Source organism: Shinella granuli, assembly GCF_004341885.1.
Lineage (GTDB): Bacteria > Pseudomonadota > Alphaproteobacteria > Rhizobiales > Rhizobiaceae > Shinella > Shinella granuli.
In genome coordinates, this window is sequence record NZ_SLVX01000004.1 from 52575 (window position 1) to 79048 (window position 26474).

Sequence of the window (26474 nt, forward strand, 5' to 3'; positions counted from 1 at the left end):
TGCTCTAGATTCTTGTTTTTACCGCATTATCCGATGCCAAAGCGGCTTCGCTTCGGCTGGAAATGCTCTAGAGGAGGGGGCGTCACGCGGCAAATGGATAATCGTGACGCCTTGCTTCAGGAAAATTGATGCTGGCCTCAGCCGGCAATGCCCTTCAGCGTGTTGGCAACGTTGAGGCCGATCTCCGGCACGCCGTAGCCGCCTTCCATGACGACGAGCACCGGCACGCCGCTGGCTGCGACCGCCCGTCCCATCGTGATATAGTCCGGCGAGGTCAGCTTGAAGAAGGAGATCGGGTCCTTCTCGAACGTATCGACGCCGAGCGAGAGCACGATGACCTCGGCACCGAAGGCTGAAATGCGCTTCAGGGCATCGGTGAGCGCCGCCTCCCAGACGGAAAAGGGCGTGCCGGGCGGCATCGGATAGTTCTGCGTCGTGCCTTCGCCGGCGCCCTTGCCGGTCTCTTCCGCATAGCCGAGGAAATGCGGGAAGGCTTCGGCCGGATCGCCGTGCAGCGAGGCGAAATAGACGTCGCCGCGCTCGTAGAAAATGTCCTGCGTGCCGTTGCCGTGGTGGAAGTCGACGTCAAGCACGGCGACCTTCTTCGCGCCCTTGTCGAGGAAGCGCTGGGTGGCGACGGCGGCGTTGTTGATGAAGCAGTAGCCGCCGAAACTGTCGATGCCGGCATGGTGGCCCGGCGGGCGGCAGAGCGCGAAGGCGGCCTTCGCGCCGTCGGCGACGATGTCGGCCGCGGTCACCGCGCTCTGCATGGCGGAGACGGCCGCTTCCCAGGTGCCGGGCGAGATCGCCGTTTCCGTGGCATTGCAGTAATAGCCGAGCAGGCCGTCGATCTGGGTGGGGATGCGCGGCGAGGTGCGGCGCACGGGGAACGAGGTGGCGATGGCCTCGCCCCTGTAGCCGGCGGCCTTCCATTTCTCCCAGGCCCCTTCCAGGAAGGAAAGGTAGCCGGCGTCATGCACCTTCAGCGCGGTCTCGAGCCCGTGGCGTTCCGGTGCGGAAACGTCGGTGAAGCCGGCATCCTTGACCGCCGCCAGAATCCATTCCGCCCGGAACGGCGCCTCGAAGGGCGGCACCAGCTCGCCGCCGTAAAGCTCGCTGCGAGCGTTCCTGAGCTTGTGGTCCTCGGAAAAGATAACGCGCATGAAAGGCTCCCCGTGTTCAATCGGGCGCGACGGTAGTGCATTTTCCGGGCAAGGGGAATCTCCCCCAGGTGATAGATGGCGCGTTGCGCGGGGGCTGGAACGGCAGCGCCCCCGCTTTCGGCGGGGGCGAGGGGGATGGGGCATCGGTGCGGTCAGGCAAGCGCGGCGCGCTGCTGCCGGCCAAGGCCGATCTGCTTGAGGAGCATGATGTCGGCGACCGCCACGGCGGCGAGTGCGATGAGGCCCATGCCGGCGAAGGTCAGCCCGCCGCTGGCGAAGACGAGGACGGCGAGGCTGCCGATGAGCCAGGCCGCATCGCCGGCGATGGCGATCCGGACGGCGGCGGGCGAGGGCCGCACCTGCCGGCCGACGGCGACGTGGAAGACGCCCCAGACGACGAAGAAGGCGGCGAAGCCGTGGAGGACGACCGGCGTCGCATGCGGGCCCACGATGGCGCCGACCGGGCCCGGCAGGGTGAAGAGGACGGCGGCCACGGCGAGCGAGAAGACGCCGTCGAAGAGCATGATGGATTTCAGCAGGTTGCGGTTGATGGTAGCGAACATGGTGGGCTCCTTTCGTTTCGATGAGCCCATCCTGCCGAGGGCGGGGATGCAAACCAATTACCTTGGAGGTAATGGAAATCATGCCGCGCTTCCTGTTGAGTAGGCGGGTACTGAACGGGAGGCGACAATGGAATTCGGCGAACACCTGAAGGAATGGCGCAGCCACCGGCGCATGAGCCAGTTGGAGCTGGCAAGCGAGGCCGGCATTTCCGCCCGCCATCTCTCCTTCTTGGAGACCGGCCGTTCGCGGCCGTCGGAAGGCATGATCCTGCGGCTCTCGGCGGTGCTCGACATCCCCGCGCGCGATCAGGGCATGCTGTTTTCCGCCGCCGGCTTCCGCCCGCGCTTCGCGACGGCTCCGGCCGCCAGCCTTGCCGCCTTTCCGCCGGCCGTGGCGGAGGCGATCGGCCTCATCCTCGCCCGGCACGATCCCTATCCGGGCGTCGTCTTCGACCATGAATACAACGTGCTCACCGCCAACCAGGCCTTTCTCGGCCTTGCCGGCATGGCGGGCATCGCGGTTGCGCCGGGCGACAATTTCCTCGATGCCTATCTCGGCCCGACACCGCTGCGCTCGATCGTCGTCAACTGGGCGCAATCGGCGGCCGACCTCGTGCACCGCATCCGCGCCGAGGCCTGGCTGCAGGGCCCGCGCAGCCCGCTTTCGAAGCGTATCGAAAGGCTGGCCGCCGCCGCGGACATCCAGGCCGCTCTGGAGGCCTTTCCGGAGACGGATCGGCTGCCGATCCTGCCGATCGAGATGAAGATCGGGGCAAAGCGCTTCAACTGGATCACCACGCTCACCTCCTTCGGCTCGGCGCAGGACGCGCTGGTGCAGGGCGTGCTGATCGAGAGCTTCTTCCCGGCGGATGCCGGGACGCGCGCTCACTTCGAAGGCGAGGAGGGGCCGAAGACGAAGCGGGAATAACCGAGGAAGGACCAGAGCATCGCGATGGCCGAGGCGATGGCGAGCGCGAAGACCGGCCAGAGCGCCGGGAAGGCGAGGACGATCGCCGAATAGACCGCATAGTTGATGAGCGCGGCACCGATCCCGACGCCGCCATAGCGCGCGCCCTCCGCCGCAAGGCTGCGGTCGCTGCGGCCGAAGGTGAAGGTGCGATTCAGCCAGAAGGTGAAGAGCATGGCCGCCGCGATGGCGCCGATCCGCGCGATGAGCGGGCCGAGCGGGGTCATGTGAAGGAGAAGCGCGAGCACGCCGGCATCGACGAGGAAGCCGGCGCCGCCGGCGACCGCGAAGAGCAGCAGGCGCTTCATGCGGCGCGCGAGCGCACCGCCGCCTTGTCCGAGGCGCGCGTGCGGTGCCGGTAGCCGGTATGGCCGGCGGACTGGTTCATGTAGTGGATGCGCAGCTGCTCGGCTCTGGCGCGTGCCAGGGAATCGAGGATGAGGCCGGCGGAGAAGACGAGGAACGAGATCATCATCAGGGCGAGCGAGAAGACCCAGGTCGGCATGCGCTCGACGAGGCCGGTGTGGAAATAGGCCGCAAGGACCGGCGCCATGAAGGTGAGGCTCGCCGCCATGAAGAGGCTGCTGATCGTGCCGAAGAACACGAAGGGCCGTGTCTCCTTCATCAGCATGGCGAACATCCAGAGGATCTTCGCGCCGTCCCCGAAGGTCGAGAGCTTCGAATGCGAGCCCTCCGGCCGGCGGCCGTAGTCGAGCTCCAGTTCGGCGATCGGCATGCGCAGACGCGAGGCGTGCACCGACATTTCCGTCTCGATCTCGAAGCCGCCGGAAACGGCCGGGAAGCTCTTGGCGAACCGGCGCGAGAAGGCGCGGTAGCCGGAGAAGATGTCGGAGAAATCGTTGCCGAACAGCGAGCGGAAGAGGGTGTTGAAGACGCGGTTGCCGAAGGCGTGGCCCTGCCGGCCGGCATCGGCCCGCACGCCGCGGCGCGTGCCGACCACCATGTCGGCGCCCTCGGTGATCAGCGTGCGGATGAGCTCGGGCGCGTCGGAGGCGGCATAAGTGCCGTCGCCGTCGGCCATGATGTAGATGTCGGCCTCGATGTCGGAGAACATGCGGCGCACCACATTGCCCTTGCCCTGGCGGCGCTCGGGCACGACGGTCGCGCCGGCCAGCGCCGCGCGCAGCGCGGTCGAATCGGTGGAGTTGTTGTCGTAGACATAGATGCGGGCGGACGGCAGCGCGGCGCGAAAGCCGGTGACGACGTCGCCGATCGTCTGCGCCTCGTTGTAGCAGGGCAGCAGCACGGCGATCTCAAGGTCTTCCATCAAGGCGTCCGTCATGGCGGCGCGTTCTCCCGGTACGGGTCTCCTCATGCGACCCACGGTTTTACTATTTCTTGAGAAGGTTAAGGCTAGGTTTCGGCTGGCTTCCAATGATGGACGAAGGGGCGAAACGTGTCGAAATCCATGCCTGTGGCCCTGTCGTTCGCGACCGGGGAGGTGCCTGCCGGGCGCTGCGGGATGACCTGGCGCGTGCTCGCCCTCTACAGCCTCCTGACGATCGCGCTGCTGCTCGCCCTGTCGCTGCCCTTTGCGACCGACTATGTCGGGGTCGACAATGACGACAGGATGCGCCTCGTCGTGGTGCGCGACCTCCTGGCCGGGCAGGGCTGGTTCGACACGACCCAGTACCGCCTCGGCCTTGCCGGCGGCACGTTCATGCACTGGTCGCGTTTCATCGACCTGCCGATCGCCAACCTGATCAGCTTCTTCTCGCTCTTTGCCGGGCAGCGGCAGGCCGAGGCCCTGGCGCTTGCCGTCTGGCCGTCGTTCCTCGTCGTGCCGGTGCTTTTCGGTGCGGGGCTTGCCGGCTACCGGCTCGGTGGCACCATGGCGATGCATGCGACGCTGGTCCTGACCGTCATTCTCATTCTTTCGCTGAACCGCTTCCAGCCCGGCTCGATCGACCATCACAATGTCCAGATCGCCCTGGTCGCCGGCATTGCGGCGATGCTGCTCTCCCCCGCCATGCGGGCGCGCGACCATGCCGTCGCCGGTATGCTCGCCGGCTTCGCCATTGCCATCGGCGCGGAAACGACGCCGCTGATCGGCGCCGTCTGCCTTGTCGTCGCCCTGCGCTGGGCCTGGCATGGCCGCGCCTTCCGCGATGCGGCCACCGCCTACGGTCTCGCGCTCGCCCTGACGGTGACCGCCGCCTTCTTCTCCACCGTCGCGCCGTCCCGCTATGCACAGGTGACCTGCGACAGCCTCTCCTACGGTTTCTACGCATTGGCGACGCTCGGCGGCGGCACGCTGTTCCTCACGGCCGCGCTGGCGAGCGCCTGGTCGTTTCGCGGCCGGCTGGCCGCCCTTGCGGGTGCCGGGGGCATCGTCGCCGTCGCGGTGCTCCTGATTGCGCCCGGATGCCTCGCCAACCCGCTCGCCACGCTCGATCCGCTGCTGAAGACCTTCTGGCTCGACATGGTCATCGAGGCCCAGTCGGCGATCGCCCAGTTCCGTCTCGACCCCGCGTCGATCGGCAGTTTCTACGCCACGGGCCTTCTCGCCATCGTCGTCTGCGCCAGGAGCGTCCATCGCCGCGAGGCCGCCGAGGCGCACCTGATCCTGCTTGCGCTGCTGGTCGTCGCCTTTGCCGTCTCGCTCATCCAGATCCGCGGCTCGATCTTCGTCTATGTGCTCGCCGCCATTGCGCTCGGCCGGATGATCGCCGGCCTGCGCGCGGCCGCCAATGCCGAGCCGAAGAACCTGAAGCTGGGCCTGGTCTTCGCCGGCCTGACGCTTGCCTCGACGCCCGCCACCTGGGCGCTTGCCGGCGCCCTCGTGCCCGGCCATTCGGGCACCGTGCTGCGCGCCGAGCTTGCCGGCGGCGCAAAGCTGCCCGCCTGCACCGACGAAGCCGTGCTGGCGCCGCTCGCCCGCGAGCCGGCCGGCGTGGTGGCCGCCGTTTCGGACCTCGGCACGTCGATCCTGCGCTTCAGCGACCACCGCGTGCTCTCGGCGCCCTATCACCGCAACCAGGGCGGCATGCTGACGCAACTGCATATCGGCCTGTCCAATCCCCGCCAGGCCGAGGCGTTCCTGCGCGGCGCCGGCGTGACGCTGCTCGCCTTCTGCCCGGGCAATACCGAAACGCAGCTTCTTGCCGATGCGGAGCCGGAAGGGCTCTATGCCGGCCTCCTGAAGGGCGACGTGCCGGCCTATCTCGAACCGGTCGACGATGCGCAAGGGGGCGTGCTGCGTCTCTACCGGGTGAAGCCGGAATAGGCGAAAAAAACCGCATAGCGGGCTGGGGATGCCGGCGGCGGCACCCTGTCATCCGCCGGCAAACGCACTACACTTTGCCGCATGAGCTTTTTCCCCGAGACTGATTCGCCCAGCAATCTTGCCGAATATTCGGTGTCGGAGCTTTCCGGCTCCATCAAGCGCACGGTCGAGCAGGCCTTCGACCAGGTGCGCGTGCGCGGCGAGATTTCCGGCTATCGTGGCCCGCATTCCTCGGGCCATGCCTATTTCTCGCTGAAGGACGATCGCGCGCGCATCGACGCGGTGATCTGGAAGGGCAGCTTCTCGCGCCTGCGCTTCAAGCCGGAGGAGGGCATGGAGGTGATCGCGACGGGCAAGATCACCACCTTCCCCGGCTCCTCGAAATACCAGATCGTCATCGAGGCGCTGGAGCCGGCCGGCGCCGGCGCGCTGATGGCGCTGCTCGAGGAGCGCCGCCGCAAGCTCGCCGCCGAAGGCCTCTTCGATGCCGGGCGCAAGAGGCCGCTGCCGTTCCTGCCGAAGGTGATCGGCGTCGTCACCTCGCCGACGGGCGCCGTCATCCGTGACATCCTGCACCGCATCGCCGACCGCTTCCCGGTCCATGTCGTCGTCTGGCCGGTCAAGGTCCAGGGCGAAGGCTCGGGGCAGGAGGTCGCCGCGGCCATCGAGGGCTTCAACGCTTTTGCGCCCGGCGGGCCGGTGCCGCGGCCGGACGTGCTGATCGTCGCGCGCGGCGGCGGCAGTCTGGAGGACCTCTGGAGCTTCAACGACGAGATCGTCGTGCGCGCCGCGGCCGCCTCGACGATCCCGCTCATTTCCGCCGTCGGCCACGAGACGGACTGGACGCTGATCGACCACGCCGCCGACCGTCGTGCGCCGACCCCGACGGGGGCTGCCGAAATGGCGGTGCCGGTGAAGGCCGATCTCGATGCGGAACTCGCCTCGCTCACCGCGCGCCTGCGCGGTGCCACGGCGCGCCAGATGGACAGCCGCCGGCAGGGCGTTCGCGCGCTCGCCCGGGCGCTGCCCTCGCTCGACCAGCTCCTCGCGCTGCCGCGCCGCCGGTTCGACGAGGCGGCGGCGGGCCTTGGCCGCGGCCTGCAGATGAACACGGCGGGCAAGCGCCGCGCCTTCGAGCGTACGGCGGCGCATCTGCGGCCCGACATGCTGCTCACCCGTATCGCCGAGCGCCGCCAGCGCGTCGCCGACCGCCTGCAGCGCGCCGAGCGCATCGTCGAGCGCCGGCTCGACCAGCTCCGCGCGCGCCTGGCCGCCTTCGACGTCTCGCTGCGCGCAACGCCCGCCCGCATCGCCGCGCAGACCGGCGGGGCGCGCGACCGCCTGTCGGGCCTTGCGCTGCGCGCCGAAAGCGCGCTCGCCGGCGATCTCGCCCGCCGCCGCGCCCTCCTGCAGGCGCAGGACCGCATGCTGCAATCGCTCTCCTACCGCAACGTGCTGAAGCGCGGCTATGCGCTGGTGCGCGACGAGGAGGGTGCGCCGGTGAAGGGCGCCGCCGGCCTCGGCCCCGGCCGCGCCATCGCCATCGAGTTCGCCGACGGCGCGGTCGACGCCGTCACCGGGGCGGGCGGCGGCATGCCGCCGCGCAGGAAGGCGGCGAAGGGCGAGGCGGAGGAGAAGCCCGCGCCCCGCCAGGGCTCGCTGTTCTGAGGCCGGCATGCGCATCCTGCTCGTGCTCGCCCATCCGCTGGAGGAAAGTTTCGCCGCAAGCGTCGCCGACACGGTGCGGCGGCGGCTGGAGGCGAACGGCCATGCGGTCGATCTGCTCGACCTCTACCGCGAGGGCTTCGACCCGCGCCTGACGCCGTCCGAGCGCGCCCGCTACTTCGAACCGGGCTACGACCCGTCCGACGCCGAACCCTTCGTTTCCCGCCTGAAAGAGGCGGAGGGGCTGGTGCTCGTCTTTCCGCAATGGTGGTTCAACTTCCCGGCCATCCTGAAGGGCTTCTTCGACCGGGTGTTCGCGCCCGGCGTCGCCTTCGAGAACGATCCGGCCGGCGGGCGCATCCAGCCGCGGCTCGGCAATATCCGCCTCTTCTGGGCCTTCACCACGACCGGCTCACCCTGGTGGGTGGTGCATCTCTACATGGGCAATCCGGTGAAGCGGCTTCTGAAGCGCGGCATCGCCGCCTTCTGCGCCAAGGGCCTCGATTTCAGGATGGTGAGCCTGCACGACATGGACCGCGCGAGCGAGGAAAATCGCAAGGCGCATCTTGCGCGGGTCGAGCGGCTCGCCGGCCGCATCTGACCGGGAGCAATTCCAGCAAAGGTGCGAAGCGGTCCTGCGTCGAGAAAAGCGGACATGCGCTATTCGAACGCGGCGAGGAACTTTCGCAACAGGCCGTCCAGCGCCGCGCGCTCGTCCGTGCCGAGCGCCTCCAGCAGGCGATGCTGGTTCTCCACATGGGTCGTCACCGCCGCATCGACCAGCGCAAAGCCCTTCGGCGTCAGCGCGATGATGACGCTGCGCCGGTCCTCGGGATTGTGCGCGCGTTCGATGAGGCCCGCCTTTTCGAGCTGGTCGAGCCGGTTGGTCATCGTGCCCGAGCTGACCATGGTGGTGGCGAGCAGGTCGCCCGGCGAAAGCTGGTAGGGCGGGCCGGCGCGGCGCAGGGTCGCCAGCACGTCGAAGCTGGCGGAATTCAGCCCGTGCGCCGCCAGCGCCTTCTCGATTTCCCGGGCAAGATGGGTGCGCAGCCGCGCGAGGCGGCCGAGCAGGCCCATCGGCTCGACGTCGAGGTCTTGCCGTTCCTGCTTCCACTGCGCGAGAATTCTGTCGACGTGATCCATGGGCGGACTTAACGGCGCCATTGTCTTGACGTCAAGATAAAATGATATATCTTGAAGTCAAGATTCTTTGTTTGGAGATAATCATGTCCCGCGCCTCCGACATCCTGCTCACCGCGAGCGCCCCGGCCATCTGGGGCAGCACCTACATCGTCACCACCGAGTTCCTGCCGGCCGGCTATCCGCTCACCGTCGCCATGCTGCGCGCGCTGCCGGCTGGGCTTCTGCTGCTTCTCCTCGTCCGGCGCCTGCCCCAGGGCATCTGGTGGCCGCGGACCGTCCTGCTCGGCGCGCTGAACTTCTCGTTCTTCTGGGCGATGCTGTTCGTCTCGGCCTATCGCCTGCCGGGCGGCGTCGCCGCGACGGTCGGCGCCATCCAGCCGCTGATCGTGCTCGGGCTCTCCCGCGCCGTCATCGGCACGGCGGTGCGGCCGCTCGCCGTCTTCGCCGGCCTTGCCGGCATCGGCGGGGTGGCGCTGCTGGTGCTGACGCCGTCGGCGGCCCTGGATCCGGTGGGTATCGCCGCGGGCTTTGCCGGCGCTGTCGCCATGGCCTTCGGCACGGTGCTGTCGCACCATTGGAAGCCGCCGGTGCCGCCGCTCACCTTCACCGCCTGGCAGCTCACCGCGGGCGGCTTGCTGCTCGTGCCGGTGGCGCTCTGGTTCGAGCCGGCCCTACCGGCGCCGACGGCGGAAAACCTGCTCGGTTTCCTCTATCTCGGCCTGATCGGCGCGGCGCTCACCTATATCGTCTGGTTCCGCGGCCTGGCGCGGCTCGACCCGGCGACGATCGCGCCGCTCGGCTTCCTGAGCCCGCTCGTCGCCGTCGTGCTCGGCTGGGTGCTGCTCGGGCAGGATCTCGGCCTCCTGCAGGTCGCCGGCATGGTGGTGGTGCTTGGAAGCGTCTGGCTCAGCCAGCGGGCCCAGGCCGCCCGCCCGGCGCCGGCCGGGATCAGTCCGCGCCGTCCTGCGCCCGCCGGCGCGCAGCCGTCAGCCCGCTGAAGACGGCATGGGCGAGATCGGCGTCGATCATCGCGGAAAGGCCGGCCGCCGTGGTGCCATGGTACTCCATGAACAGTTCCACGATATCGGCCGGCGTGTCGCTGACGCTCGCCATCTGCGTGGCGGCGCCGAGGAAGAGCTGGCGCACCGCAAGGACCGCCGTCTCCGGGCCGATGCCCGCTTCGATCGCATGGCGGATCATCGCATCCGCCATCAGCGCCGGAAAGGCCGCACCCGATCCTGTGAGCGCGGTGAAATAGTCGAGCTCCTGCTCGTCGGTGATGAAATGCGGCCGGCCCGAGGCGGCAAAGAAGCGCCGCGCGAAGTCCATTTCCGCTTCGCGCACGTCGTCGGTCATGCACCAGGGCGTGAAGGAGAGGCGCTGCTCGGCGCAGGCATTCGGCATCGCCCGCACGATGCGCCGGGCGCCGAACCGGTCGCCGATTTCCTCCACCGTCACCCCCGCCATGACGGAGATGACGAAGCGCCCGCGCAGGTCGACGTCGATCTCGTCGAGATCGCCGGGGCGCACGGACAGGACGACGGTGTCGCAGGCATCGACGAGGATCGCATTGTCCGTCGTCATGTGCACGCCCGGCCAGGCCTCGAAGCCTGAAATATTGCCCGAGCGCGAGGACAGCACGAGGTCGGCCGGCATGACGAGGCGGTCGGCCAGCACCGGCCGGAGCAGGGCCCCGGCCAGCCATCCGCCGCCGCCGATCACGCCGAGATGGCTCATGCCCACTCGCCGGCGCGCATGACGGGCGCGCGGCTGCCGTCGGCGCGCACGCCGTCGATGTCCACCTTGTCCGAGCCGATCATCCAGTCGATATGGATGAGGCTTTCATTGCCGCCCTGCGCGCGGATCTGATCCGGCGTCAGGCTCGCGCCGTTAAGGAAGCATTTCGAATAGCACTGGCCGAGCGCGATATGGCAGGAGGCGTTCTCGTCGAACAGCGTGTTGTAGAAGAGGATGCCGCTCGCCGAGATCGGCGAGGAATGCGGCACGAGGGCCACCTCGCCGAGCCGGCGCGCGCCCTCGTCGGTGTCCAGCACCTTGTTCAGCACCGCCTCGCCCTTCGATGCCTTCGCCTCGACGATCCGGCCGCCCTCGAACCGCACCTGGATGTCGTCGATCAGCGTGCCCTGGTGGGAGAGCGGCTTGGTGGAGGAGACATGGCCCTCGACGCGCAGGGCATGCGGCGTGGTGAAGACCTCTTCCGTCGGGATGTTCGGATTGCAGGTGATGCCGTTCTTGGCCGTCGAGGCGCCGCCGTGCCATTCGTGGCCGTCCGCCAGCCCCACGGTGAGGTCCGTGCCCGGCCCCTTGAAGTGCAGCGCGGAAAAACGCTCGCCGTTCAGCCAGGCCGAGCGCCTGGCAAGGCCGGCATTGTGCGCCGCCCAGGCGGCGACGGGATCGGCGACATCGACGCGCGAGGCGGCGAAGATGGCATTGGCGAGCTTTTCGACCGCCACGTCTTCCGGGTCGTTCGGGAACACCTGCCGCGCCCAGGACGGGTTCGGATAGGAGACGATGTTCCAGTTGATGTCGAAATTGGCGATCTTCTCCAGCGCCGGCTTGTAGGCCGTGGAATTCGCCTTGTTGGCGCGGGCGACCTTGGCCGGGTCCTCGCCGGAGAGCAGCATCGGGTTGTCGCCGGCAATGGCAAGGCGCGCGGCGCCGTTGGCATAGGCCTTGGCCATGCCCTCGTAGAGCCAGTCGCTGGCCCGGTCGAAGCTTTCGTCCGGCGCGTGGTGGTAGCGGGCGAGCGTCGCCTCCTCGTCGGCATAGAAGGTGCTGACGAGGCCGGCGCCGGCCTTGTAGGCGTGCTTGGTGATGAGGCGGGCGAGCGGCAGGGCGGCGATGGGCGCCGTCATCACGAGATCCTGCCCCTTCTGGAGCTGAAGGCCGACGCGCACGGCGACTTCGGCGAGCTTGTCGAGCTTTTGCGGATCGACGGCGGGGGCGGAATTGGCGGGATAGGTCATGGCATGCCTGTCTGTTCTCTTCGGATGAAGGGAACTTAGTGTGCCCGGCGCCGAAAGAGAAGGCGCAATCAGGCGATGACGGCTGCGGCGATCGCCTTCAGCGCCGCCAGCGCGTCGCGCGGGGCAAGGCGCACCTGCAGGCCGCGCTGCCCGCCGTTCATGTAGACCTGGTCATGGACCAGCGCCGCCTCCTCGATCGCGGCCGGCACCGGCTTCTTCTGGCCGAACGGGCTGATGCCGCCGACGACGAAGCCCGTCAGCCGTTCGGCATCCGCCGGCTTCATCATGTTGGCCGACTTGCCCTTGAAGGCGCTCGCCAGCTTCTTCATGCTGACCTCGCGGTCCGACGGCACGACGACGCAGACCGGCCTGCCGTCCACCTCCGCCATCAGCGTCTTCAGCACCCGGCCCGGATCCTCCCCCAGCGCCTCGGCCGCCTGGATGCCGACGCGGTCGGCATCGGGGTCGTAGTCGTAGGTATGGACGGTGAAGGAAACGCCGGCCCTGGCGAGGGCCTGGGTGGCGCGGGTGGTCTTGGACATGGCGGACCCGTCATCGATGCGAAAAATACGGTCCGCATGGGTGCAGGAGCGCGGGGGTGCTGTCAATGTTCGATTGTCGTGGGGAAGGCGCTTCGTCAGTGGCCATGGGCCGAGACTCTGTCGAGACGCTGTTTCCTGGCGCAGCCCCTCATCCGGCACCCCCTTCTCCCCGTGAGCGGGGAGAAGGGGGTGCCGCGACGGTTTCCCGGCTGTCTTTCGTTGCGTGGGGCACGTTCCCTCTCCCCGCTTGCGGGGAGAGGGCTACGGTGAGGGGCAGCTCACGCCCTTTCGAGCGCGACGGCGATGCCCTGTCCGACGCCGATGCACATGGTGGAGAGCGAGCGCGTCTTGCCGGTCAGTTGCAGTTCGAGCGCGGCCGTACCGGTGATGCGCGCGCCGGACATGCCGAGGGGGTGGCCGAGGGCGATGGCGCCGCCGTTCGGGTTGACGTGCTCCGCGTCCTCGGCGATGCCGAGAGCGCGGAGCGTCGCCAGGCCCTGGGAGGCGAAGGCTTCGTTAAGCTCGATCACGTCGAAGTCGGCGGGCGTGAGGCCGAGCCGGGCGCACAGGCGCTCGGTGGCCGCGACCGGGCCGATGCCCATGATGCGTGGCGGAACGCCGGCCATGGCGCCGCCGAGGATGCGGGCGATGGGGGTGAGGCCGTATTTCCTGGCCGCCGCTTCCGAGGCGATGACGAGCGCGGCCGCGCCGTCATTGACGCCGGAGGCATTGCCCGCCGTCACCGTGCCGCCTTCCTTGCGGAAGGGAGTCCCCAGCTTGGCGAGGGCTTCGATGGTGGTTGCGCGCGGATGCTCGTCCCTCTCCACCACGACCGGATCGCCCTTCCGCTGCGGAATGGTGACGGGCGTGATCTCCTTCGCCAGCCGTCCGTTCGCCTGCGCCGCGGCGGCTTTCGCCTGCGAGCGCACCGCGAAGGCGTCCTGGTCCTCGCGGGAGACCTTGAAGTCTTCGGCGACGTTCTCGCCGGTCTCCGGCATGGAATCGACGCCGTACTGTTTCTTCATCAGCGGATTGACGAAGCGCCAGCCGATCGTGGTGTCGTAGATTTCCGCGTTGCGCGAAAAGGCGGTTTCGGCCTTGGGCAGCACGAAGGGTGCGCGGCTCATGCTTTCCACGCCGCCGGCGACGATCAGTTCCGCCTCGCCGGCCTTGATCGCGCGGGCGGCGGCGATGACGGCGTCCATGCCGGAGCCGCAGAGGCGGTTGATCGTCGTGCCGGAGACGGAAACGGGAAGGCCGGCCAGCAGGGACGACATGCGCGCGACATTGCGGTTGTCCTCGCCCGCCTGGTTGGCGCAGCCGAAGATGACGTCGTCGACCGCTTCCCAGTCGATGCCGGCATTGCGCGCCATCAACGCCTTCAGCGGAACGGCGCCGAGATCGTCGGCACGCACGGAGGAGAGCGAACCGCCGAAACGGCCGATGGGCGTGCGGATATAGTCGCAGATATAGGCGTCAGACATGGTCTTCCTCTCAAGCAATTCCAGCAAAGTTGCGGTCCGGAATTGCGCAATGTTTCAGAGTTCCGGCACGACGAGATCGGCAACATCGCCGTCGACATGCAGCTTGGCGCCGGTCATCGCCTGCAGCTCCTCGAACGTCATGCCCGGCAGCTTCTCGCGCAGCACGAAGCGTCCGCCCTCGACGTCGACGACGGCATGGCTCGTATAGATGCGGGTGATGCAGCCGACGCCCGTCAGCGGAAAGGTGCAGCGCTCGACCAGCTTCGGCTCGCCGTTCCTGGTGACGTGCTCGGTGATGACCACCACCTGTTTCGCGCCGTGCACGAGGTCCATCGCCCCGCCGACGGCGGGCACGCCCTTGGAGCCGACGCGCCAGTTGGCAAGGTCGCCGTTCTCCGCCACCTGGTAGGCGCCGAGGATGGCGACGTCGAGATGGCCGCCGCGCACCATGGCGAAGCTGTCGGCATGGTGGAAGAAGGCCGAGCCCGGCTTCAGCGTCACGGCCTTCTTGCCGGCATTGATCAGGTCCCAGTCCTCCTGGCCTTCGGGCGGCGCCTCGCCGAAATCGAGGATGCCGTTCTCCGTGTGGAAGATCGCCGCGCGGCCTTCCGGCTGGTAGCGGGCGACCATTTCGGGAAAGCCGATGCCGAGGTTCACATAGGCGCCGTCGAAGATGTCCTGCGCGGCGCGCCAGGCGATCTGGGCGTTGGAGAGTTTTATGTCTTCGCGGGTGTCGATAGTCATGCGTAGGCCACTCCTGCGCGGATGAGGTCTTCTTCCTGCTTGGGATCTGCGACTTCGACGAGGCCGTCGACGAAGATGCCGGGGGTGACGACCTGTTCCGGGTCGATGCCGCCGGGTTCCACCAGCCGGCTCACCTGCACGATGGTCCTGGCCGCCGCCATGCACATCAGCGGGCTGAAATTGCGGGCGGCCTTGTTGTAGGTGAGGTTGCCGTTGATATCGCCGACATGCGCCTTGATGAGCGCGAAGTCCGCCTTCAGCCAGCGCTCCTGCACATACATGCGGCCGTCGAACTCGGCAACCGGCTTGCCCTTGGCGAGCTCCGTGCCAAAACTCGTCGGCGTGTAGAAGGCGGGGATGCCCGCCCCGCCGGCGCGGATGCGCTCGGCGAGCGTGCCCTGCGGCACCAGCTCCAGCTCGATCTCGCCCGCCAGATAGCGGTCCGTGAAGGCGCGCGGATCGGTGGAGCGCGGGAAGGAGCAGATCATCTTCCTGACCATGCCCGCGTCGATCATCGCGGCGATGCCGATGCGGCCGTTGCCGGCATTGTTGTTGATGACGGTGAGGTTCTTCGGCCCCCTGTCGATCAGGGCGTGGATCAGCTCGATCGGCGCGCCCGAGCCGCCGAAACCGCCGATCATGACAGTGGCGCCATCGCCGATGCCCGATACGGCCTCCGCCAGACTGTTGAGGGTCTTGTCCATGCAAAATCTCCCGTTGTCGGCAGCAGAGGTAAATCCAAACGGGAAAACCGGCAATCATTTTGTGCGATATTTGACTTTTGTTCAAATATCGCACAAAATGGGCAGGGAAGTTACGGATGCGGTCCGTCGCTCACCCCACGCTCCTCGGCCTTGAGCGGAGGAAAGGGCGGAGGCAGAACGGCGGCGGCATCGCGGCATCGCGGCATGCGCAAGCCGGGCCGGCCGGCCGGACGATGAGGAGACAGCAATGCGGGAAACGGATTTCGTCGGCGGGTTCGCCAAGGGGCTGGCGGTCATCGAGGCCTTCGGGGAGGCGAAGCCCCGCCTCACCATCACGGATGTCTCCAAGGAGACCGGCCTCGACCGGGCGACGGCGCGGCGCTGCCTGCTGACGCTGGCCGAGCTCGGTTATGCCGCCTATGACGGCAAGTTCTTCGAGCTGACGCCGAAGATCCTGCGTCTTGGCCATGCCTATCTCTCGGCGACGCCCCTGCCGCGGCTGGTGCAGCCCTATCTCGACCAGCTCTCGGAGAAAGTCGGCCAGAGCGCCTCCGTTTCCGTGCTGGACGGGGTGGAGATCGTCTATGTGGCGCGGGCGGCGCAGAAGCGGGTCATGTCGATCAACCTGACGCCGGGCTCGCGCCTGCCGGCCTATTGCGCCTCGATGGGCCGCGTGCTCCTGGCGGCGCTCCCGGAAGCCGAGGCGCGGGCGATCGTGGAGGCCTCCGACCGCAAGGCGAACACCCCCTACACGAAGACGGAGCCGGAGGCGCTGATGGAGGAGTTCGCCCGGGTACGGCAGAGCGGCTATGCCCTGATCGACCAGGAGCTGGAGATCGGGCTGCGCTCCATCGCCGTGCCGCTGGAAAATGCCCGTGGCCGCGTCGTCGCCGCGCTCAATATTGGCGCCCCGGCGGCCCATGCCTCGGCGGAGGACATGGTGACGCGCTACCTGCCGGCAATGCGCGAGGTGCAGGCGGCGCTGCGGCCGGTGCTCGCCTAACGCATTTCCAGCCGAAGCGATGCCGCTTCGGCGTCGGATAATGCGGTAAAAGCCAGAAGCTGGAGCAATGCCGGCAAACGTGCGCAGCGTTTCGGGTCTGCCCTTGCGCGGATGTGCCAACCGGGCTTGCCGGGTGCCGATCTTGACAGACGCAAGGGCGCGGCCCCACCTTTTGCACTGCAGCAGGAGGCCGCCATGCGCGACGATGACAGCAAGCTCACCCGCACGAAACGCCGCTGGGCGGACGAGGGCAGGTTCCTCACGGGGCGTGTTTCCCGGCCCGGGACCGACCGCCTGCCACCGGGCCAGCATCTCGTGACGAACTGGCCGGTGCTCGATCTCGGCCAGCAGCCGGTGATCCGCCCGGAAAGCTGGCGCCTCGATGTGAAGGGCGGCGCGGAAAACCCGCAATCCTTCGGCTGGGCGGAGTTCCTGGCGCTGCCGCAGAGCCAAAGGCTTTCCGATATCCATTGCGTGACCACCTGGTCGCGCTACGACAACCGCTGGGAGGGCGTCGCCACCCGCGACCTGCTCGACCGCGTCATGCCGCGGCCGGAGGCGAATTTCGTCATGCTGACGAGCTATGACGGCTATACGACAAACCTGCCGCTCGCCGATTTCGCCGTCGAAGACGCCATCCTCGCCACCCATTGGGAGGGCCGGCCACTTTCCGTCGAGCATGGCGGGCCGATGCGCCTCGTCGTGCCGCATCTCTACTTCTGGAAGAGCGCCAAGTGGCTGACCCGCATCGATTTCCTGCCCGGTGACCAGGCGGGTTTCTGGGAGCGCAACGGCTATCACATGCGGGGCGACCCCTGGGCCGAGGAGCGCTATTCCGACGCCTGAGCGGAAAGCCGCGCCCGTTCCCGCAGCCGCCAGGCGCGCGGCGTCTCGCCCGTCTCGCGCAGGAAGTAGCGGGAAAAATAGGCGGGGTCGGCGAAACCGAGGCCAAGCGCGATCTCCTGCGCCGGCGCCTCGGTGAAGACGAGTTCGCGCTTCGCCTCGTCGATCAGCTTGCGGCCGATATAGGCATGGGCCGTCAGGCCCGTCGCGGCCTTGACGATGCGGTTGAGATGCGTCGGCGAGATGCCGAGCTCGCCGGCATAGAAGCTGGCCGGCTTCTGGCCGCGGAAATGCTGCTGGATCAGGCCGTTGAGGTGCTCCATGCGCCGTGCCGCCTCGCCGGCGTCGTCTGCCGTCTCCCCCCGGCTCCAGAGCCGTGCGGCAAGCGTCAGCAACGAGACCAGATAGGCCTGCATCAGGTCGGTGCGCCCGCTTCGCCGCGTCGTCCATTCGACGGCAAGCCGCCCGAGCGTCGAAAGCACGAAGGCGCCGTCCGCATCGCCGGGATCGAGCGCCGTCACGCGCGGCTCGGAAACGAAGCGCCCGGCCTCACCGGCAAGGCGCAGATGCGAGGCGAGCAGGGTGAAGACATAGCCGTCGACATCGCGGGAAAACCGGAAGCCGTGGTCGAGCCCGGGCGGCACCGTGGCGATGGCGGGCGGGGCCAGCGTCAAGCGCCGGTCCTCGAACAGCGCATCGCCCGAGCCGGCGGAAATATACAGGATCTGGAAGAAGCTCTCGTGCCGGTGCAGGCCGATCTCATAGCGATGCAGGCTGCTGCGCGAGGGAATCGTCTCGCAATGCAACCAGAAATCCGGCCCGTTGCCGGCCTTTTCGCCATAGAGATCGTAGGTCGGGGCCGGTCGCTTCATCCTGGTGCCGCTGTCTTGCGATGTTCGATTTGTACAAGTTCATGGCCGATCCGTCCATTGCCCGGCGCCATCCTTCCCGCCGACAATTTGCGCAATGCCAGTTCGGGAGGACACTATGCGCGTTCAGGTCGTCATCATCGGGTCGGGTCCGTCGGGCCTGTTGCTCGGCCAACTGCTCGGCAATGCCGGCATCGAGACGGCGATCCTCGACCGGTCGAGCCGCGCGCATATTCTCGGCCGCGTGCGGGCCGGCGTGCTGGAGGAGGGCACGGTCGCGCTGCTCGACAAGGCCGGCGTCGGCGCGCGCATGCATGCCGAGGGCCTGCCGCATGACGGCTTCTCGCTCGCCTTCGACGGCCGCGACCACCGCATCGACCTTTTCGATCTCACCGGCGGCAAGCGCGTCATGGTCTATGGCCAGACGGAGCTGACGCGCGACCTCATCGAGCAGCGGGAGGCCGACGGCCGGCTGACCATCCACGAAGCGGCGAATGTCACGCCCTGTGCCTTCGACGGCGCGGCGCCCTACGTCACCTACGAGAAGGACGGCGCCACCCACCGGATCGACTGCGACTTCATCGCCGGCTGCGACGGCTTCCACGGCGCCAGCCGCAAGGCCGTGCCGGAACAGGCGATCCGCACCTTCGAGAAGGTCTATCCCTTCGGCTGGCTCGGCCTTCTCGCCGAGGTGCCACCGGTCAGCGACGAGCTGGTCTATGCCAACCATCCGCGCGGCTTCGCCCTGTGTTCCATGCGCTCGCCGACCCGCAGCCGCTACTATCTCCAGTGCGCGCTCGACGAGAGGATCGAGGCCTGGTCCGATGCGCGCTTCTGGGACGAGCTGCGCCGCCGCCTTCCCGCCCATCACGGCGAGGCGCTGGTCACCGGGCCGAGCTTCGAGACGTCGATCGCGCCGCTGCGCTCCTTCGTCGCCGAGCCGATGCGGTTCGGCCGGCTGTTCCTCGTCGGCGATGCCGCCCATATCGTGCCGCCGACGGGCGCCAAGGGGCTGAACCTTGCGGCAAGCGACGTGCACTATCTCTTCTCGGGCCTGCTGGAGCACTACCGGGAGCGCTCCGGGGCCGGCCTTAACGCCTATTCGACAAGGGCGCTCGCCCGGGTCTGGAAGGCCGTGCGCTTCTCCTGGTGGATGACGAGCATGCTGCACCGCTTTCCCGGGACCGGCGATTTCGACCAGAAGATCCAGGAAGCCGAGCTCGACTATCTCACCCATTCCCGCGCGGCCGAAACGGTGCTGGCGGAAAACTACGTGGGCCTGCCCTACTGACGCGCCGCCCAGGCGACGACGGAGGCGATCATCGCCGCATGGTGCTCCGGCGTCTCGGCAAGAGCCGCAAGTTCCCAGAGCCGGTGCACGCCGGTCAAGAGGTGGATGCGGCCACGATCGAGCGTCCGGTCCGTCAGCCGCTCGTAGCCGTCCGCGATCCGGGCGGTGAGGTCGGGGCTGATGAAGTTCGTGTAGATGAAGTCCTGATGCAGCGGGCCGAAACCGGAATCGGCGAAATCATAGATGCCGTTGAGCCGTCCGGCGGCGTGGTCGAAGGCCATGTTCCAGCCGTGGCCGTCGAAGAAGCCGTAGGTTTCGTCATGGGGATCCGGCGGAAGCGCGCGCCAGCCGGAAAGGGTTTCGTTCGCAAAGCCAAGGAGGTCTTCCGGCAACAGCGGCAGGGCCCTTGCCGCGATGGCATCGGCATCCAGCCAGCGCTCGACCGGCCGCGCGCCGGCCGCTTCCATCAGTGGGCGGGGGAGGGCGTGCAACTGCGCATAGAAGCGGGCGAGCGCCTCGCCGAGCGCCCCTCGCGCCGGCTCCGGCAGCGTCTCGTAGCGTGCCGTTTCCAGGTGGTCGCCGGGGATGATCGCGTGTTCGGAAAAGAGCGGCGCGCCCTCGTGGAGGCGAAGGTCCGGAACGCGCATCGCAAGGTGCGGGCGGATGGCGGCGAGGATGGAGGCCTCGCGGCGCAGCGCCCGTTCCGCCGCCTCGCCCTGCGGGAACTTGAAGACGCGGCGCTCGTCCACCGCCACCGCACGCGAATGCCAGCCGCCCGGCAGCAGCCGGAAGGCGGCATCCGCCAGATCGGGATGAAGCGCGACGATCGCGGTGCGGAAAGGGGCGAGTTCGCTTGTCATGCACCCTTCCTAGAGCAATTCCAGCGAAAGCGCGAAGCGGCTTTGCACTCGCGATTGTGGCGAACCCTCTGGCCGAGGGGCGAAGGGCTCAAGCCGCGGGCGATACCTTGCCCGCCACCTCGCGGATGGTCTGGATGAGGATCGACAGCGGCATGGACGGCACGGCGTCGGTGCGCATGGTGAGGCCGACGGGGCCTTTCGTGCCGCTCGTGTCGATCGGCAGGGCCGCGAGCGCGCCATCGGCGATATCCGCCGCCACGACCCCTTCGGAGATGATCCAGATCGCATCGCTCTCGCGCACGAAGGCGCGGCCGAAGGCGTCGGACACGGTCTCGATCTGGTTCGGAAGGCCCGCGATGCCGTTTGCGATCAGGAAGCTTTCGACGAAGGGCCGGATGATCGAGGCGCGCGTCGGCATCAGCACGGGATAGGCGTCGAGCCCGGCAAAGGCCGAGCCGCCGGCAAGCAGCGGATGGCCGGCGCGCACGCAGAACACCACCTTTTCCGAATAGAGATGTTCGAAGGAGAAGCCGGCCATCTTCTCCGGCGCGGCAAGGCGCCCGACGACGAGGTCGAGGTCCCCGACGCGCAGTTGTTCCAGGAGAACCGCATTCTCGCCCGTGACGATCTTGATGCGCGCGCCCGTCTCCTCCGCGAGGAACAGTGCCATCGCCTTCGGCATGATGCGCGTGGAGACGGTCGGCAGGGCGCCGATGCGGATCGGCGGGGCATCGCCGGAAAGCGCCTGCGAGACCGAATCGAAGCCCTGCCGGAGCGCCGCCAGCACCGCGCCGGCATGCTTGAGGAAGACCTCGCCATGCCGGGTGATCTTGATGCCGCGCCCCTCGCGCTCGAAGACGGCGACGCCGAGAACCTCCTCCAGCTCGCGGATCGTCTTCGTCACGGCGGGCTGGCTGACATGCAGGATCTCCGCCGCCTTCATCACGCTTCTCTGGCGGGCCACCTCGACAAAGGTCTGCAGATGGCGGAACTTGACGCGGCTGTCGATCACGGCTCTCATAACCCTCAAGTTAACGAAACGGCATGAAATATCATTTTACCTAACCAGATCAAGGGGCCAATCTGCAGAAACGGGAGGAGACAGAAGTGCAGTTCGCAACCGTCAACGACGTCATCTTGCACCATCAGCTGATCGGCGGGCCGGCGGGCCGGCCGGTGATCGTCTTTGCCAATTCGCTCGGCACCGACTTCCGCATCTGGCGCGATGTCGTCGTGCGCCTTGCCGGCGATTTTCCCATTGTCACCTATGACAAGCGCGGCCATGGCCTGTCCGATCTCGGCCAGGTGCCCTATTCGATCGACGACCACGTCCTCGATCTCGCCGCGCTGCTCGACCGGCTCGACGTGAAGGACGCCGTCATCTGCGGCCTCTCCGTCGGCGGCATGATCGCGCAGGGGCTTGCGGCGAAGCGGCCGGACCTCGTCCGGGCGCTGGTGCTCTGCGACACCGCGCACAAGATCGGCACGGCCGAGATGTGGAACGCGCGCATCGAAAGCGTCGAGGCGAAGGGCATCGAAAGCCTCGCCGACGCCGTCATGGAGCGCTGGTTCACGCCGGCCTTCCGCCGCCCGGAAAACGCCGCCTATCACGGCTACCGCAACATGCTCACCCGCCAGTCCGCGGTCGGCTATGCCGCCACCTGCGCGGCGCTGCGCGATGCCGACCTCACCCATTCGACGGAACGCCTCACCGTGCCGACGCTCTGCGTCGTCGGCGACCAGGATGGCTCGACGCCGCCGGATGTCGTGCTGTCCATGGCTAAGCTGATTGCCGGCGCCCGCTACGAGGTCATCAAGGATGCCGGGCACATTCCCTGCGTCGAGCAGCCGGAAATGCTGACGGAGATGATCCGCGCCTTCATCGCCACCCTACCTGCCGGAGACGAGCCACATGGCTGATGCGCATACCTTTTCCGACCGCTACCGCCAGGGCATGGTGACCCGGCGCGCGGTGCTCGGCGACAGCCATGTCGACCGCGCCTCCTCCGGCGCCACCGCCTTCGACCAGCCCTTCCAAGAGCTGATCACGGAAGCGGCCTGGGGCACGGTCTGGTCGCGGCCCGGCTGGACGATGCGCGAGCGCTCCATCGTGACGATCGCGCTGCTTGCCGCGCTCGGCCACGACGAGGAGGTGGCGATGCATGTGCGCGCCACCGTCAATACCGGCGCCAGCCGTGAGGATATCGCCGAGGCGCTGCTGCATGTGGCGATCTATGCCGGCGTGCCGGCGGCCAACCGGGCGATCAGGATCGCCAAGCACGTCTTCGAGGACATGGACGCCGAAAAGGCGGCCTGAGGGAACCATGACGGACCTTTCCAATCGCAAGCCCGAAACGGGCGCCTTCTTCTCCCGCGATCGCCTCTGGCATCCGCCGGGCCTGACGCCGGGCTACAAGACCTCGGTGCTGCGCTCGCCGCAGAAGGCCTTGCTCTCGCTCGACGGCACGGTCTCGGAGATCACCGGCCCGGTCTTCGGCCATTCCATTCTGGGCGAGCTCGACAACGACCTGATCCACAATTTCGCAAAACCCGGCGAAAGCGCCATCGGCGAGCGCATCATCGTGCACGGCCGGGTGCTCGACGAGCGGGCGCGGCCTGTGGCGCGCGCGCTGCTCGAATTCTGGCAGGCCAATGCCGGCGGGCGCTACCGCCACAAGAAGGAGAGCTACCTCGCCCCGCTCGATCCGAATTTCGGCGGCTGCGGGCGCACCATCACCGATGCGGACGGCCACTATGCCTTCCGAACCGTCAAGCCCGGGCCCTATCCCTGGCCGAACGGCGTCAACGACTGGCGCCCGGCGCATATCCATTTCTCCGTCTTCGGCCACGGTTTCGCCCAGCGGCTGATCACGCAGATGTATTTCGAGGGCGACCCGATGATCTGGAAATGTCCCATCGTGCAGACGATCCCGGACAGGGCGGCCATCGAACAACTGGTCGCCGCGCTCGACTGGGGCAACACGATCCCCATGGATGCACGCGCCTACAAGTTCGACATCGTGCTGCGTGGCCGCCGCTCGACGCTTTTCGAGAACCGGATGGAGGGCAACTGATGGTGCAGCCGCTCGGCTATCTCAAGGAAAGCGCCTCGCAGACGGCGGGCCCCTATGTCCATATCGGCCTCACGCCGAATTTTTGCGGCATCACCGGCGTCTACGAGAGCGATCTCGGCGCGACCATGGTGAACGACAGGACGCTCGGGCGGCGCATCACCATCACCGGCCGGGTGCTCGACGGCACCGGCACGCCGCTGAAGGACGCGCTGATCGAGATCTGGCAGGCGGATGCGGCGGGCCTCTACAACAGCCCCTCGGAGCTGCGAGGCAGCGCCGATCCCAATTTTTCCGGCTGGGGCCGTGCGGCCACCGACGGAGAGACCGGCGAATACCGCTTCGAGACCATCAAGCCCGGCCGCGTGCCCTTCAGGGACGGCCGCCTGATGGCGCCGCACATCTCGTTGTGGATCGTCGCCCGCGGCATCAATCTCGGCCTCAACACGCGCCTCTATTTCGGCGATGAGGCGGCAGCCAATGCCGAGGACCCGGTGCTCGCCCGCATCGAGCACCGCGTGCGCGTGCCGACGCTGATCGCGGCGGCGGACGGCGACGGCTACCGCTTCGACATCCACCTGCAGGGGGAGAAGGAAACGGTGTTCTTCGATATCTGAGGTGGCGTATAGTGAACCTTCCGCCGCGTGGATCCTCGGGTCGAGCCCGAGGATGACGGAGGGGAGGAGAGGTCACGGACCTCATGAACGATGCGGCATGCGATGCCGTTGGTTTGACGCCAAGCCTCTCTTCTTTCGTCATCCTCGGGCTTGACCCGAGGATCCACGCGCTTCCCATCGCAAAAGAACGCCCCATGACCGTTTCGCCCTTCGACCACCCCTATCTCTCCGGCCTCCTCGGCGACGAGGCGGTGGCGGCGCTGTTTTCCGTCGCGGCGGAACTCGAGGCCATGCTGGCCTTCGAGGTGGCGCTGGCCAAGGCCGAGGCGGAGGCGGGCGTCATCCCGGCGGACGCGGCCGGGGCGATCGAGGCGGCCGCGCACCGCTTCTCGCCCGATGTCGCGAGTCTCAGGGCCGCCACCGCCCGTGACGGCGTGGTGGTGCCCGATTTCGTTCGCCAGCTCCGCGCCGCCGTCGGCGAGCCGCATGGCCGGCATGTGCATGTCGGCGCGACCAGCCAGGATGTCATCGACAGCGGGCTGATGCTGCGCCTCTCCCGCGTCTTGCCCGTTCTTGAGAAACGGCTGGGGGGGCTGGCCGGCGTGCTCGATGGCCTCGCCGCGTCCTTCGGCGACCGGGAGATGATGGGGCGCACCCGCATGCAGGCCGCCATCCCCATCACCGTGGCGGACCGCGTCGGCGCCTGGCGCACGCCGCTGGAGCGCCATCGCACGCGCTTGACGGGCCTGATGGAGGAGGGGCTTGCCGTACAGTTCGGCGGCGCGGCGGGCACGCTGGAGAAACTGGACGGAAGAGCACCGGCCGTGCGCGCCGCGCTTGCCCGCAAGCTCGGCCTTGCCGATGTCCCGCAATGGCATAGCCAGCGGGACCGCATCCTGGATCTGGCCGCCCTCCTTTCCGGCATCACCGGCAGCCTCGGCAAGATCGGGCAGGACGTCGCCCTGATGGCCGACCGGGGCGACGAGATCGTGCTCGCCGGCGGCGGCGGTTCCTCCGCCATGCCGCACAAGCAGAACCCGGTCGCCGCCGAAGTTCTGGTCACGCTCGCCCGCTTCAACGCGGCGCAGCTCGGCGGGCTGGCACAGGCGATGGTGCACGAGCAGGAGCGTTCCGGCGCGGCCTGGACGCTCGAATGGCTGATCCTGCCGCAGATGGTCGTCGCCGCCGGCGCTGCCCTCCGCCTTGCCGACACGCTGCTGTCGTCGCTTCGCCGGCTGGGTGTGACTTGAGGTATTTTAATAACTCCTAAGTTATGAAATGGCCATACTTTTTCATTTTACATTACCGTTTCATCTGTCAATCTGACAAAAATCCAGTTTTGGACAGGATCGGGCACCGGCGGGAGACCGGCCTTTCAGGGAGGAAAACATGAAACATGTCGCGATCGCCGCGCTGGCGGCTGTGCTGATGGGCGGCGTCGCCCATGCCGATACGATCAAGGTCGGCGTCGTCGGGCCGTTCTCCGGCCCCTTCGCGCTGCAGGGCAAGAACTTCAAGGCGGGCATCGACGCCTATATGGCGCTGAACGGCAACACGGTCGGCGACGATACGATCGAGGTGATCTACCGCGACATCCCGAGCGCCGATCCGGCCCAGTCCAAGGCGCTGTCGCAGGAGCTCGTCGTCAAGGAAGGCGTGCAGTACCTGGCCGGATTCTACTTCACGCCGGATGCCATGGCCGCGACCCCGCTGCTCGAACAGGCGAACGTGCCCATGGTGGTGATGAACGCGGCGACCTCCGCCATCGTCACCAAGAGCCCCTATGTGGTGCGCACCTCCTTCACCACCTGGCAGACCTCGACACCGATCGCCAAGGTCGCCTTCGACGGCGGTACCAGGAAGGTCATTTCCGTCGTCAGCGACTACGGCCCGGGCGTCGACGCGGAAGCCGCCTTCAAGGCGGGATTCGAGGCGGCGGGCGGCGAGATCGTCGAGGCGATCCGCATGCCGCTCCAGACCAACGATTTCTCGCCGATCATGCAGCGCATCAAGGATTCGGGCGCCGAGGGCGTCTTCGCCTTCCTGCCCTCGGGCCCGACGACGCTCGGCTTCGTCAAGGCCTTCAACGAGAACGGTCTCAAGGCCGGCGGCGTCAAGTTCTTCGCCCCCGGCGACCTGACGCAGGAATCCGACCTGCCGGCGCTCGGCGAGGCGGCGCTGGGTCTCACGACCACCTTCCACTATGCCGTCTCGCACGATTCGGCGGAGAACAAGAGCTTCGTCGAGGCCGCCGGCAAGGCGATCGGCGATCCGGCGGAGCTCTCCTTCCCGGCGGTCGGCGCCTATGACGGCATGCATGTCATCTACAAGATGATCGAGGCGACGGGCGGCGAACCGGATGCGGCCAAGGCGGTCGAAGCCGTCAAGGGCCTTTCCTGGGAAAGCCCGCGCGGGCCGGTGACGATCGATGCGGAAAGCCGCCACATCACGCAGAACATCTACCTGCGCGAAGTGGCCAAGGCCGATGACGGGACCTATTACAACAAGGAGGTCCAGACCTTCGAGAAGCAGGGCGACCCGGGCCTTGCGGCGGCGAAGTAACGTGTTTTGCGCCGGGCGGGTGGATCCTCGGGTCAAGCCCGAGGATGACGGCGGGGAGGAGAGGTCGCGAACCCCGTCCGACGTTGTGGCAAGCGGAACCGTCGCATTGATCCACCGCCTTCTCTTCTTGCGTCATCCTCGGGCTTGAC

Annotated in this window: 28 protein-coding genes; 14 read left to right on the forward strand and 14 right to left on the reverse strand. The window is 67.8% G+C overall.

Annotated elements, in window-relative coordinates; all coding sequences use genetic code 11:
• Positions 1 to 137 precede the first annotated feature (137 nt).
• Both EV665_RS08580 and EV665_RS08585 read right to left on the reverse strand, forming a co-directional pair.
• Complete coding sequence (locus tag EV665_RS08580; RefSeq protein ID WP_133033791.1) at positions 138 to 1163, reverse strand: histone deacetylase family protein; 1026 nt, start codon at positions 1161 to 1163, stop codon at positions 138 to 140.
• Positions 1164 to 1315: 152 nt separating this feature from the next.
• Positions 1316 to 1726 carry a hypothetical protein gene (locus EV665_RS08585; RefSeq protein ID WP_133033792.1) on the reverse strand — a complete coding sequence of 137 codons (411 nt, stop codon included), beginning with the start codon at positions 1724 to 1726 and terminating at the stop codon, positions 1316 to 1318.
• Positions 1727 to 1853: 127 nt separating this feature from the next.
• Between EV665_RS08585 and EV665_RS08590 the strand changes: the two genes are divergently transcribed.
• On the forward strand, positions 1854 to 2654 hold the full coding sequence (locus EV665_RS08590; RefSeq protein WP_064332227.1) for a helix-turn-helix domain-containing protein: 801 nt from the start codon (positions 1854 to 1856) through the stop codon (positions 2652 to 2654).
• Here the strand turns inward: EV665_RS08590 and EV665_RS08595 are convergent.
• Together EV665_RS08595 and EV665_RS08600 are read right to left on the reverse strand one after the other, a co-directional pair.
• A complete protein-coding gene (locus tag EV665_RS08595) occupies positions 2612 to 3001 on the reverse strand; it encodes a GtrA family protein (RefSeq protein WP_133033793.1) in 390 nt (129 codons plus the stop codon). The two genes, EV665_RS08590 and EV665_RS08595, sit on opposite strands and share 43 nt — an antisense overlap.
• A complete protein-coding gene (locus EV665_RS08600; protein ID WP_133033794.1) occupies positions 2998 to 3996 on the reverse strand; it encodes a glycosyltransferase in 999 nt (332 codons plus the stop codon). Before EV665_RS08600 ends, EV665_RS08595 begins: the two co-directional genes overlap by 4 nt.
• 114 nt (positions 3997 to 4110) lie before the next feature.
• On the opposite strand from EV665_RS08600, the gene EV665_RS08605 reads away from it, so the two are divergent.
• The 3 genes from EV665_RS08605 to EV665_RS08615 all read left to right on the forward strand — a co-directional run bounded on the left by EV665_RS08605 (position 4111) and on the right by EV665_RS08615 (position 8206).
• Positions 4111 to 5940 carry a hypothetical protein gene (locus tag EV665_RS08605; protein WP_133033795.1) on the forward strand — a complete coding sequence of 610 codons (1830 nt, stop codon included), beginning with the start codon at positions 4111 to 4113 and terminating at the stop codon, positions 5938 to 5940.
• An 81-nt stretch (positions 5941 to 6021) separates the two neighbouring features.
• Positions 6022 to 7608, forward strand: coding sequence for an exodeoxyribonuclease VII large subunit (gene xseA, locus EV665_RS08610; RefSeq protein WP_133033796.1), 1587 nt, complete (start codon positions 6022 to 6024; stop codon positions 7606 to 7608).
• A gap of 7 nt (positions 7609 to 7615) precedes the next feature.
• On the forward strand, positions 7616 to 8206 hold the full coding sequence (locus tag EV665_RS08615) for an NAD(P)H-dependent oxidoreductase (RefSeq protein ID WP_133033797.1): 591 nt from the start codon (positions 7616 to 7618) through the stop codon (positions 8204 to 8206).
• A 59-nt stretch (positions 8207 to 8265) separates the two neighbouring features.
• Here the strand turns inward: EV665_RS08615 and EV665_RS08620 are convergent, their stop codons facing one another.
• Positions 8266 to 8748, reverse strand: a complete 483-nt coding sequence (locus tag EV665_RS08620; protein WP_133033798.1) for a MarR family winged helix-turn-helix transcriptional regulator — start codon at positions 8746 to 8748, stop codon at positions 8266 to 8268.
• 83 nt (positions 8749 to 8831) lie between these two features.
• On the opposite strand from EV665_RS08620, the gene EV665_RS08625 reads away from it, so the two are divergent.
• The gene (locus EV665_RS08625; protein ID WP_133033799.1) at positions 8832 to 9746 is read left to right on the forward strand and encodes an EamA family transporter; all 915 of its coding nucleotides are present in this window, start codon (positions 8832 to 8834) and stop codon (positions 9744 to 9746) included.
• On the opposite strand, the gene EV665_RS08630 is transcribed toward EV665_RS08625, so the two are convergent.
• From EV665_RS08630 to EV665_RS08655, 6 genes are all read right to left on the reverse strand, one after another.
• The gene (locus EV665_RS08630; RefSeq protein ID WP_064332234.1) at positions 9697 to 10485 is read right to left on the reverse strand and encodes a pyrroline-5-carboxylate reductase family protein; all 789 of its coding nucleotides are present in this window, start codon (positions 10483 to 10485) and stop codon (positions 9697 to 9699) included. The genes EV665_RS08625 and EV665_RS08630 overlap by 50 nt on opposite strands.
• A complete protein-coding gene (locus tag EV665_RS08635; protein WP_133033800.1) occupies positions 10482 to 11735 on the reverse strand; it encodes an aminopeptidase in 1254 nt (417 codons plus the stop codon). Before EV665_RS08635 ends, EV665_RS08630 begins: the two co-directional genes overlap by 4 nt.
• A gap of 68 nt (positions 11736 to 11803) precedes the next feature.
• Positions 11804 to 12277 (reverse strand): Cys-tRNA(Pro) deacylase, encoded by a 474-nt coding sequence (gene ybaK / locus EV665_RS08640; RefSeq protein ID WP_133033801.1) that lies wholly within the window; start codon positions 12275 to 12277, stop codon positions 11804 to 11806.
• 278 nt (positions 12278 to 12555) lie between these two features.
• Positions 12556 to 13761 carry a 3-oxoadipyl-CoA thiolase gene (gene pcaF / locus EV665_RS08645; protein WP_133033802.1) on the reverse strand — a complete coding sequence of 402 codons (1206 nt, stop codon included), beginning with the start codon at positions 13759 to 13761 and terminating at the stop codon, positions 12556 to 12558.
• Positions 13762 to 13815: 54 nt separating this feature from the next.
• Positions 13816 to 14505, reverse strand: coding sequence for a CoA transferase subunit B (locus EV665_RS08650; RefSeq protein ID WP_133033803.1), 690 nt, complete (start codon positions 14503 to 14505; stop codon positions 13816 to 13818).
• Entirely contained in the window at positions 14502 to 15209 is a 708-nt protein-coding gene (locus EV665_RS08655) for a 3-oxoacid CoA-transferase subunit A (protein ID WP_133033804.1), read from the reverse strand. Before EV665_RS08655 ends, EV665_RS08650 begins: the two co-directional genes overlap by 4 nt.
• A gap of 247 nt (positions 15210 to 15456) precedes the next feature.
• Between EV665_RS08655 and EV665_RS08660 the strand changes: the two genes are divergently transcribed.
• Positions 15457 to 16212, forward strand: coding sequence for an IclR family transcriptional regulator (locus EV665_RS08660; protein ID WP_133033805.1), 756 nt, complete (start codon positions 15457 to 15459; stop codon positions 16210 to 16212).
• A gap of 195 nt (positions 16213 to 16407) precedes the next feature.
• Positions 16408 to 17058 carry a sulfite oxidase-like oxidoreductase gene (locus EV665_RS08665; RefSeq protein ID WP_133033806.1) on the forward strand — a complete coding sequence of 217 codons (651 nt, stop codon included), beginning with the start codon at positions 16408 to 16410 and terminating at the stop codon, positions 17056 to 17058.
• Here the strand turns inward: EV665_RS08665 and EV665_RS08670 are convergent.
• Positions 17043 to 17927, reverse strand: coding sequence for a helix-turn-helix domain-containing protein (locus tag EV665_RS08670; protein WP_133033807.1), 885 nt, complete (start codon positions 17925 to 17927; stop codon positions 17043 to 17045). The genes EV665_RS08665 and EV665_RS08670 overlap by 16 nt on opposite strands.
• 115 nt (positions 17928 to 18042) lie before the next feature.
• Here EV665_RS08670 and pobA point away from each other — a divergent pair, with 115 nt between their 5' ends.
• Positions 18043 to 19215, forward strand: a complete 1173-nt coding sequence (gene pobA / locus EV665_RS08675) for a 4-hydroxybenzoate 3-monooxygenase (RefSeq protein ID WP_133033808.1) — start codon at positions 18043 to 18045, stop codon at positions 19213 to 19215.
• Here the strand turns inward: pobA and EV665_RS08680 are convergent.
• A complete protein-coding gene (locus EV665_RS08680) occupies positions 19209 to 20075 on the reverse strand; it encodes an aminoglycoside phosphotransferase family protein (RefSeq protein WP_133033809.1) in 867 nt (288 codons plus the stop codon). The two genes, pobA and EV665_RS08680, sit on opposite strands and share 7 nt — an antisense overlap.
• Before the next feature lie 88 nt (positions 20076 to 20163).
• Positions 20164 to 21087, reverse strand: coding sequence for a pca operon transcription factor PcaQ (gene pcaQ / locus EV665_RS08685; RefSeq protein WP_133033810.1), 924 nt, complete (start codon positions 21085 to 21087; stop codon positions 20164 to 20166).
• A gap of 95 nt (positions 21088 to 21182) precedes the next feature.
• Here pcaQ and pcaD point away from each other — a divergent pair, with 95 nt between their 5' ends.
• From pcaD to EV665_RS08715, 6 genes are all read left to right on the forward strand, one after another.
• Positions 21183 to 21995 carry a 3-oxoadipate enol-lactonase gene (gene pcaD, locus EV665_RS08690; protein ID WP_133033811.1) on the forward strand — a complete coding sequence of 271 codons (813 nt, stop codon included), beginning with the start codon at positions 21183 to 21185 and terminating at the stop codon, positions 21993 to 21995.
• Complete coding sequence (gene pcaC / locus EV665_RS08695) at positions 21988 to 22392, forward strand: 4-carboxymuconolactone decarboxylase (RefSeq protein WP_133033812.1); 405 nt, start codon at positions 21988 to 21990, stop codon at positions 22390 to 22392. Before pcaD ends, pcaC begins: the two co-directional genes overlap by 8 nt.
• Before the next feature lie 7 nt (positions 22393 to 22399).
• The gene (pcaH, locus tag EV665_RS08700) at positions 22400 to 23149 is read left to right on the forward strand and encodes a protocatechuate 3,4-dioxygenase subunit beta (RefSeq protein ID WP_133033813.1); all 750 of its coding nucleotides are present in this window, start codon (positions 22400 to 22402) and stop codon (positions 23147 to 23149) included.
• Complete coding sequence (pcaG, locus tag EV665_RS08705) at positions 23149 to 23763, forward strand: protocatechuate 3,4-dioxygenase subunit alpha (RefSeq protein WP_133033814.1); 615 nt, start codon at positions 23149 to 23151, stop codon at positions 23761 to 23763. The genes pcaH and pcaG overlap by 1 nt, the downstream gene beginning before the upstream one ends.
• 194 nt (positions 23764 to 23957) lie before the next feature.
• The gene (locus EV665_RS08710) at positions 23958 to 25013 is read left to right on the forward strand and encodes a 3-carboxy-cis,cis-muconate cycloisomerase (protein WP_133033815.1); all 1056 of its coding nucleotides are present in this window, start codon (positions 23958 to 23960) and stop codon (positions 25011 to 25013) included.
• A 139-nt stretch (positions 25014 to 25152) separates the two neighbouring features.
• Positions 25153 to 26325 (forward strand): ABC transporter substrate-binding protein, encoded by a 1173-nt coding sequence (locus EV665_RS08715; RefSeq protein ID WP_064332249.1) that lies wholly within the window; start codon positions 25153 to 25155, stop codon positions 26323 to 26325.
• Positions 26326 to 26474 lie beyond the last annotated feature (149 nt).

What these genes read in the sequence shown, in the direction of transcription:
- EV665_RS08635 (WP_133033800.1), bottom strand. Translation starts at nt 11,735, where the DNA reads ATGACCTATCCCGCCAATTCCGCCCCCGCCGTCGATCCGCAAAAGCTC.
- ybaK (WP_133033801.1), bottom strand. Translation starts at nt 12,277, where the DNA reads ATGTCCAAGACCACCCGCGCCACCCAGGCCCTCGCCAGGGCCGGCGTT.
- pcaG (WP_133033814.1), top strand. Translation starts at nt 23,149, where the DNA reads ATGGTGCAGCCGCTCGGCTATCTCAAGGAAAGCGCCTCGCAGACGGCG.
- pcaC (WP_133033812.1), top strand. Translation starts at nt 21,988, where the DNA reads ATGGCTGATGCGCATACCTTTTCCGACCGCTACCGCCAGGGCATGGTG.
- EV665_RS08585 (WP_133033792.1), bottom strand. Translation starts at nt 1,726, where the DNA reads ATGTTCGCTACCATCAACCGCAACCTGCTGAAATCCATCATGCTCTTC.
- EV665_RS08615 (WP_133033797.1), top strand. Translation starts at nt 7,616, where the DNA reads ATGCGCATCCTGCTCGTGCTCGCCCATCCGCTGGAGGAAAGTTTCGCC.
- EV665_RS08630 (WP_064332234.1), bottom strand. Translation starts at nt 10,485, where the DNA reads ATGAGCCATCTCGGCGTGATCGGCGGCGGCGGATGGCTGGCCGGGGCC.
- EV665_RS08660 (WP_133033805.1), top strand. Translation starts at nt 15,457, where the DNA reads ATGCGGGAAACGGATTTCGTCGGCGGGTTCGCCAAGGGGCTGGCGGTC.
- EV665_RS08665 (WP_133033806.1), top strand. Translation starts at nt 16,408, where the DNA reads ATGCGCGACGATGACAGCAAGCTCACCCGCACGAAACGCCGCTGGGCG.
- EV665_RS08625 (WP_133033799.1), top strand. Translation starts at nt 8,832, where the DNA reads ATGTCCCGCGCCTCCGACATCCTGCTCACCGCGAGCGCCCCGGCCATC.
- EV665_RS08715 (WP_064332249.1), top strand. Translation starts at nt 25,153, where the DNA reads ATGAAACATGTCGCGATCGCCGCGCTGGCGGCTGTGCTGATGGGCGGC.
- pobA (WP_133033808.1), top strand. Translation starts at nt 18,043, where the DNA reads ATGCGCGTTCAGGTCGTCATCATCGGGTCGGGTCCGTCGGGCCTGTTG.
- EV665_RS08710 (WP_133033815.1), top strand. Translation starts at nt 23,958, where the DNA reads ATGACCGTTTCGCCCTTCGACCACCCCTATCTCTCCGGCCTCCTCGGC.
- EV665_RS08620 (WP_133033798.1), bottom strand. Translation starts at nt 8,748, where the DNA reads ATGGATCACGTCGACAGAATTCTCGCGCAGTGGAAGCAGGAACGGCAA.
- EV665_RS08655 (WP_133033804.1), bottom strand. Translation starts at nt 15,209, where the DNA reads ATGGACAAGACCCTCAACAGTCTGGCGGAGGCCGTATCGGGCATCGGC.
- EV665_RS08595 (WP_133033793.1), bottom strand. Translation starts at nt 3,001, where the DNA reads ATGAAGCGCCTGCTGCTCTTCGCGGTCGCCGGCGGCGCCGGCTTCCTC.
- EV665_RS08680 (WP_133033809.1), bottom strand. Translation starts at nt 20,075, where the DNA reads ATGACAAGCGAACTCGCCCCTTTCCGCACCGCGATCGTCGCGCTTCAT.
- EV665_RS08600 (WP_133033794.1), bottom strand. Translation starts at nt 3,996, where the DNA reads ATGACGGACGCCTTGATGGAAGACCTTGAGATCGCCGTGCTGCTGCCC.
- xseA (WP_133033796.1), top strand. Translation starts at nt 6,022, where the DNA reads ATGAGCTTTTTCCCCGAGACTGATTCGCCCAGCAATCTTGCCGAATAT.
- EV665_RS08590 (WP_064332227.1), top strand. Translation starts at nt 1,854, where the DNA reads ATGGAATTCGGCGAACACCTGAAGGAATGGCGCAGCCACCGGCGCATG.
- EV665_RS08650 (WP_133033803.1), bottom strand. Translation starts at nt 14,505, where the DNA reads ATGACTATCGACACCCGCGAAGACATAAAACTCTCCAACGCCCAGATC.
- EV665_RS08580 (WP_133033791.1), bottom strand. Translation starts at nt 1,163, where the DNA reads ATGCGCGTTATCTTTTCCGAGGACCACAAGCTCAGGAACGCTCGCAGC.
- pcaF (WP_133033802.1), bottom strand. Translation starts at nt 13,761, where the DNA reads ATGTCTGACGCCTATATCTGCGACTATATCCGCACGCCCATCGGCCGT.
- EV665_RS08670 (WP_133033807.1), bottom strand. Translation starts at nt 17,927, where the DNA reads ATGAAGCGACCGGCCCCGACCTACGATCTCTATGGCGAAAAGGCCGGC.
- pcaH (WP_133033813.1), top strand. Translation starts at nt 22,400, where the DNA reads ATGACGGACCTTTCCAATCGCAAGCCCGAAACGGGCGCCTTCTTCTCC.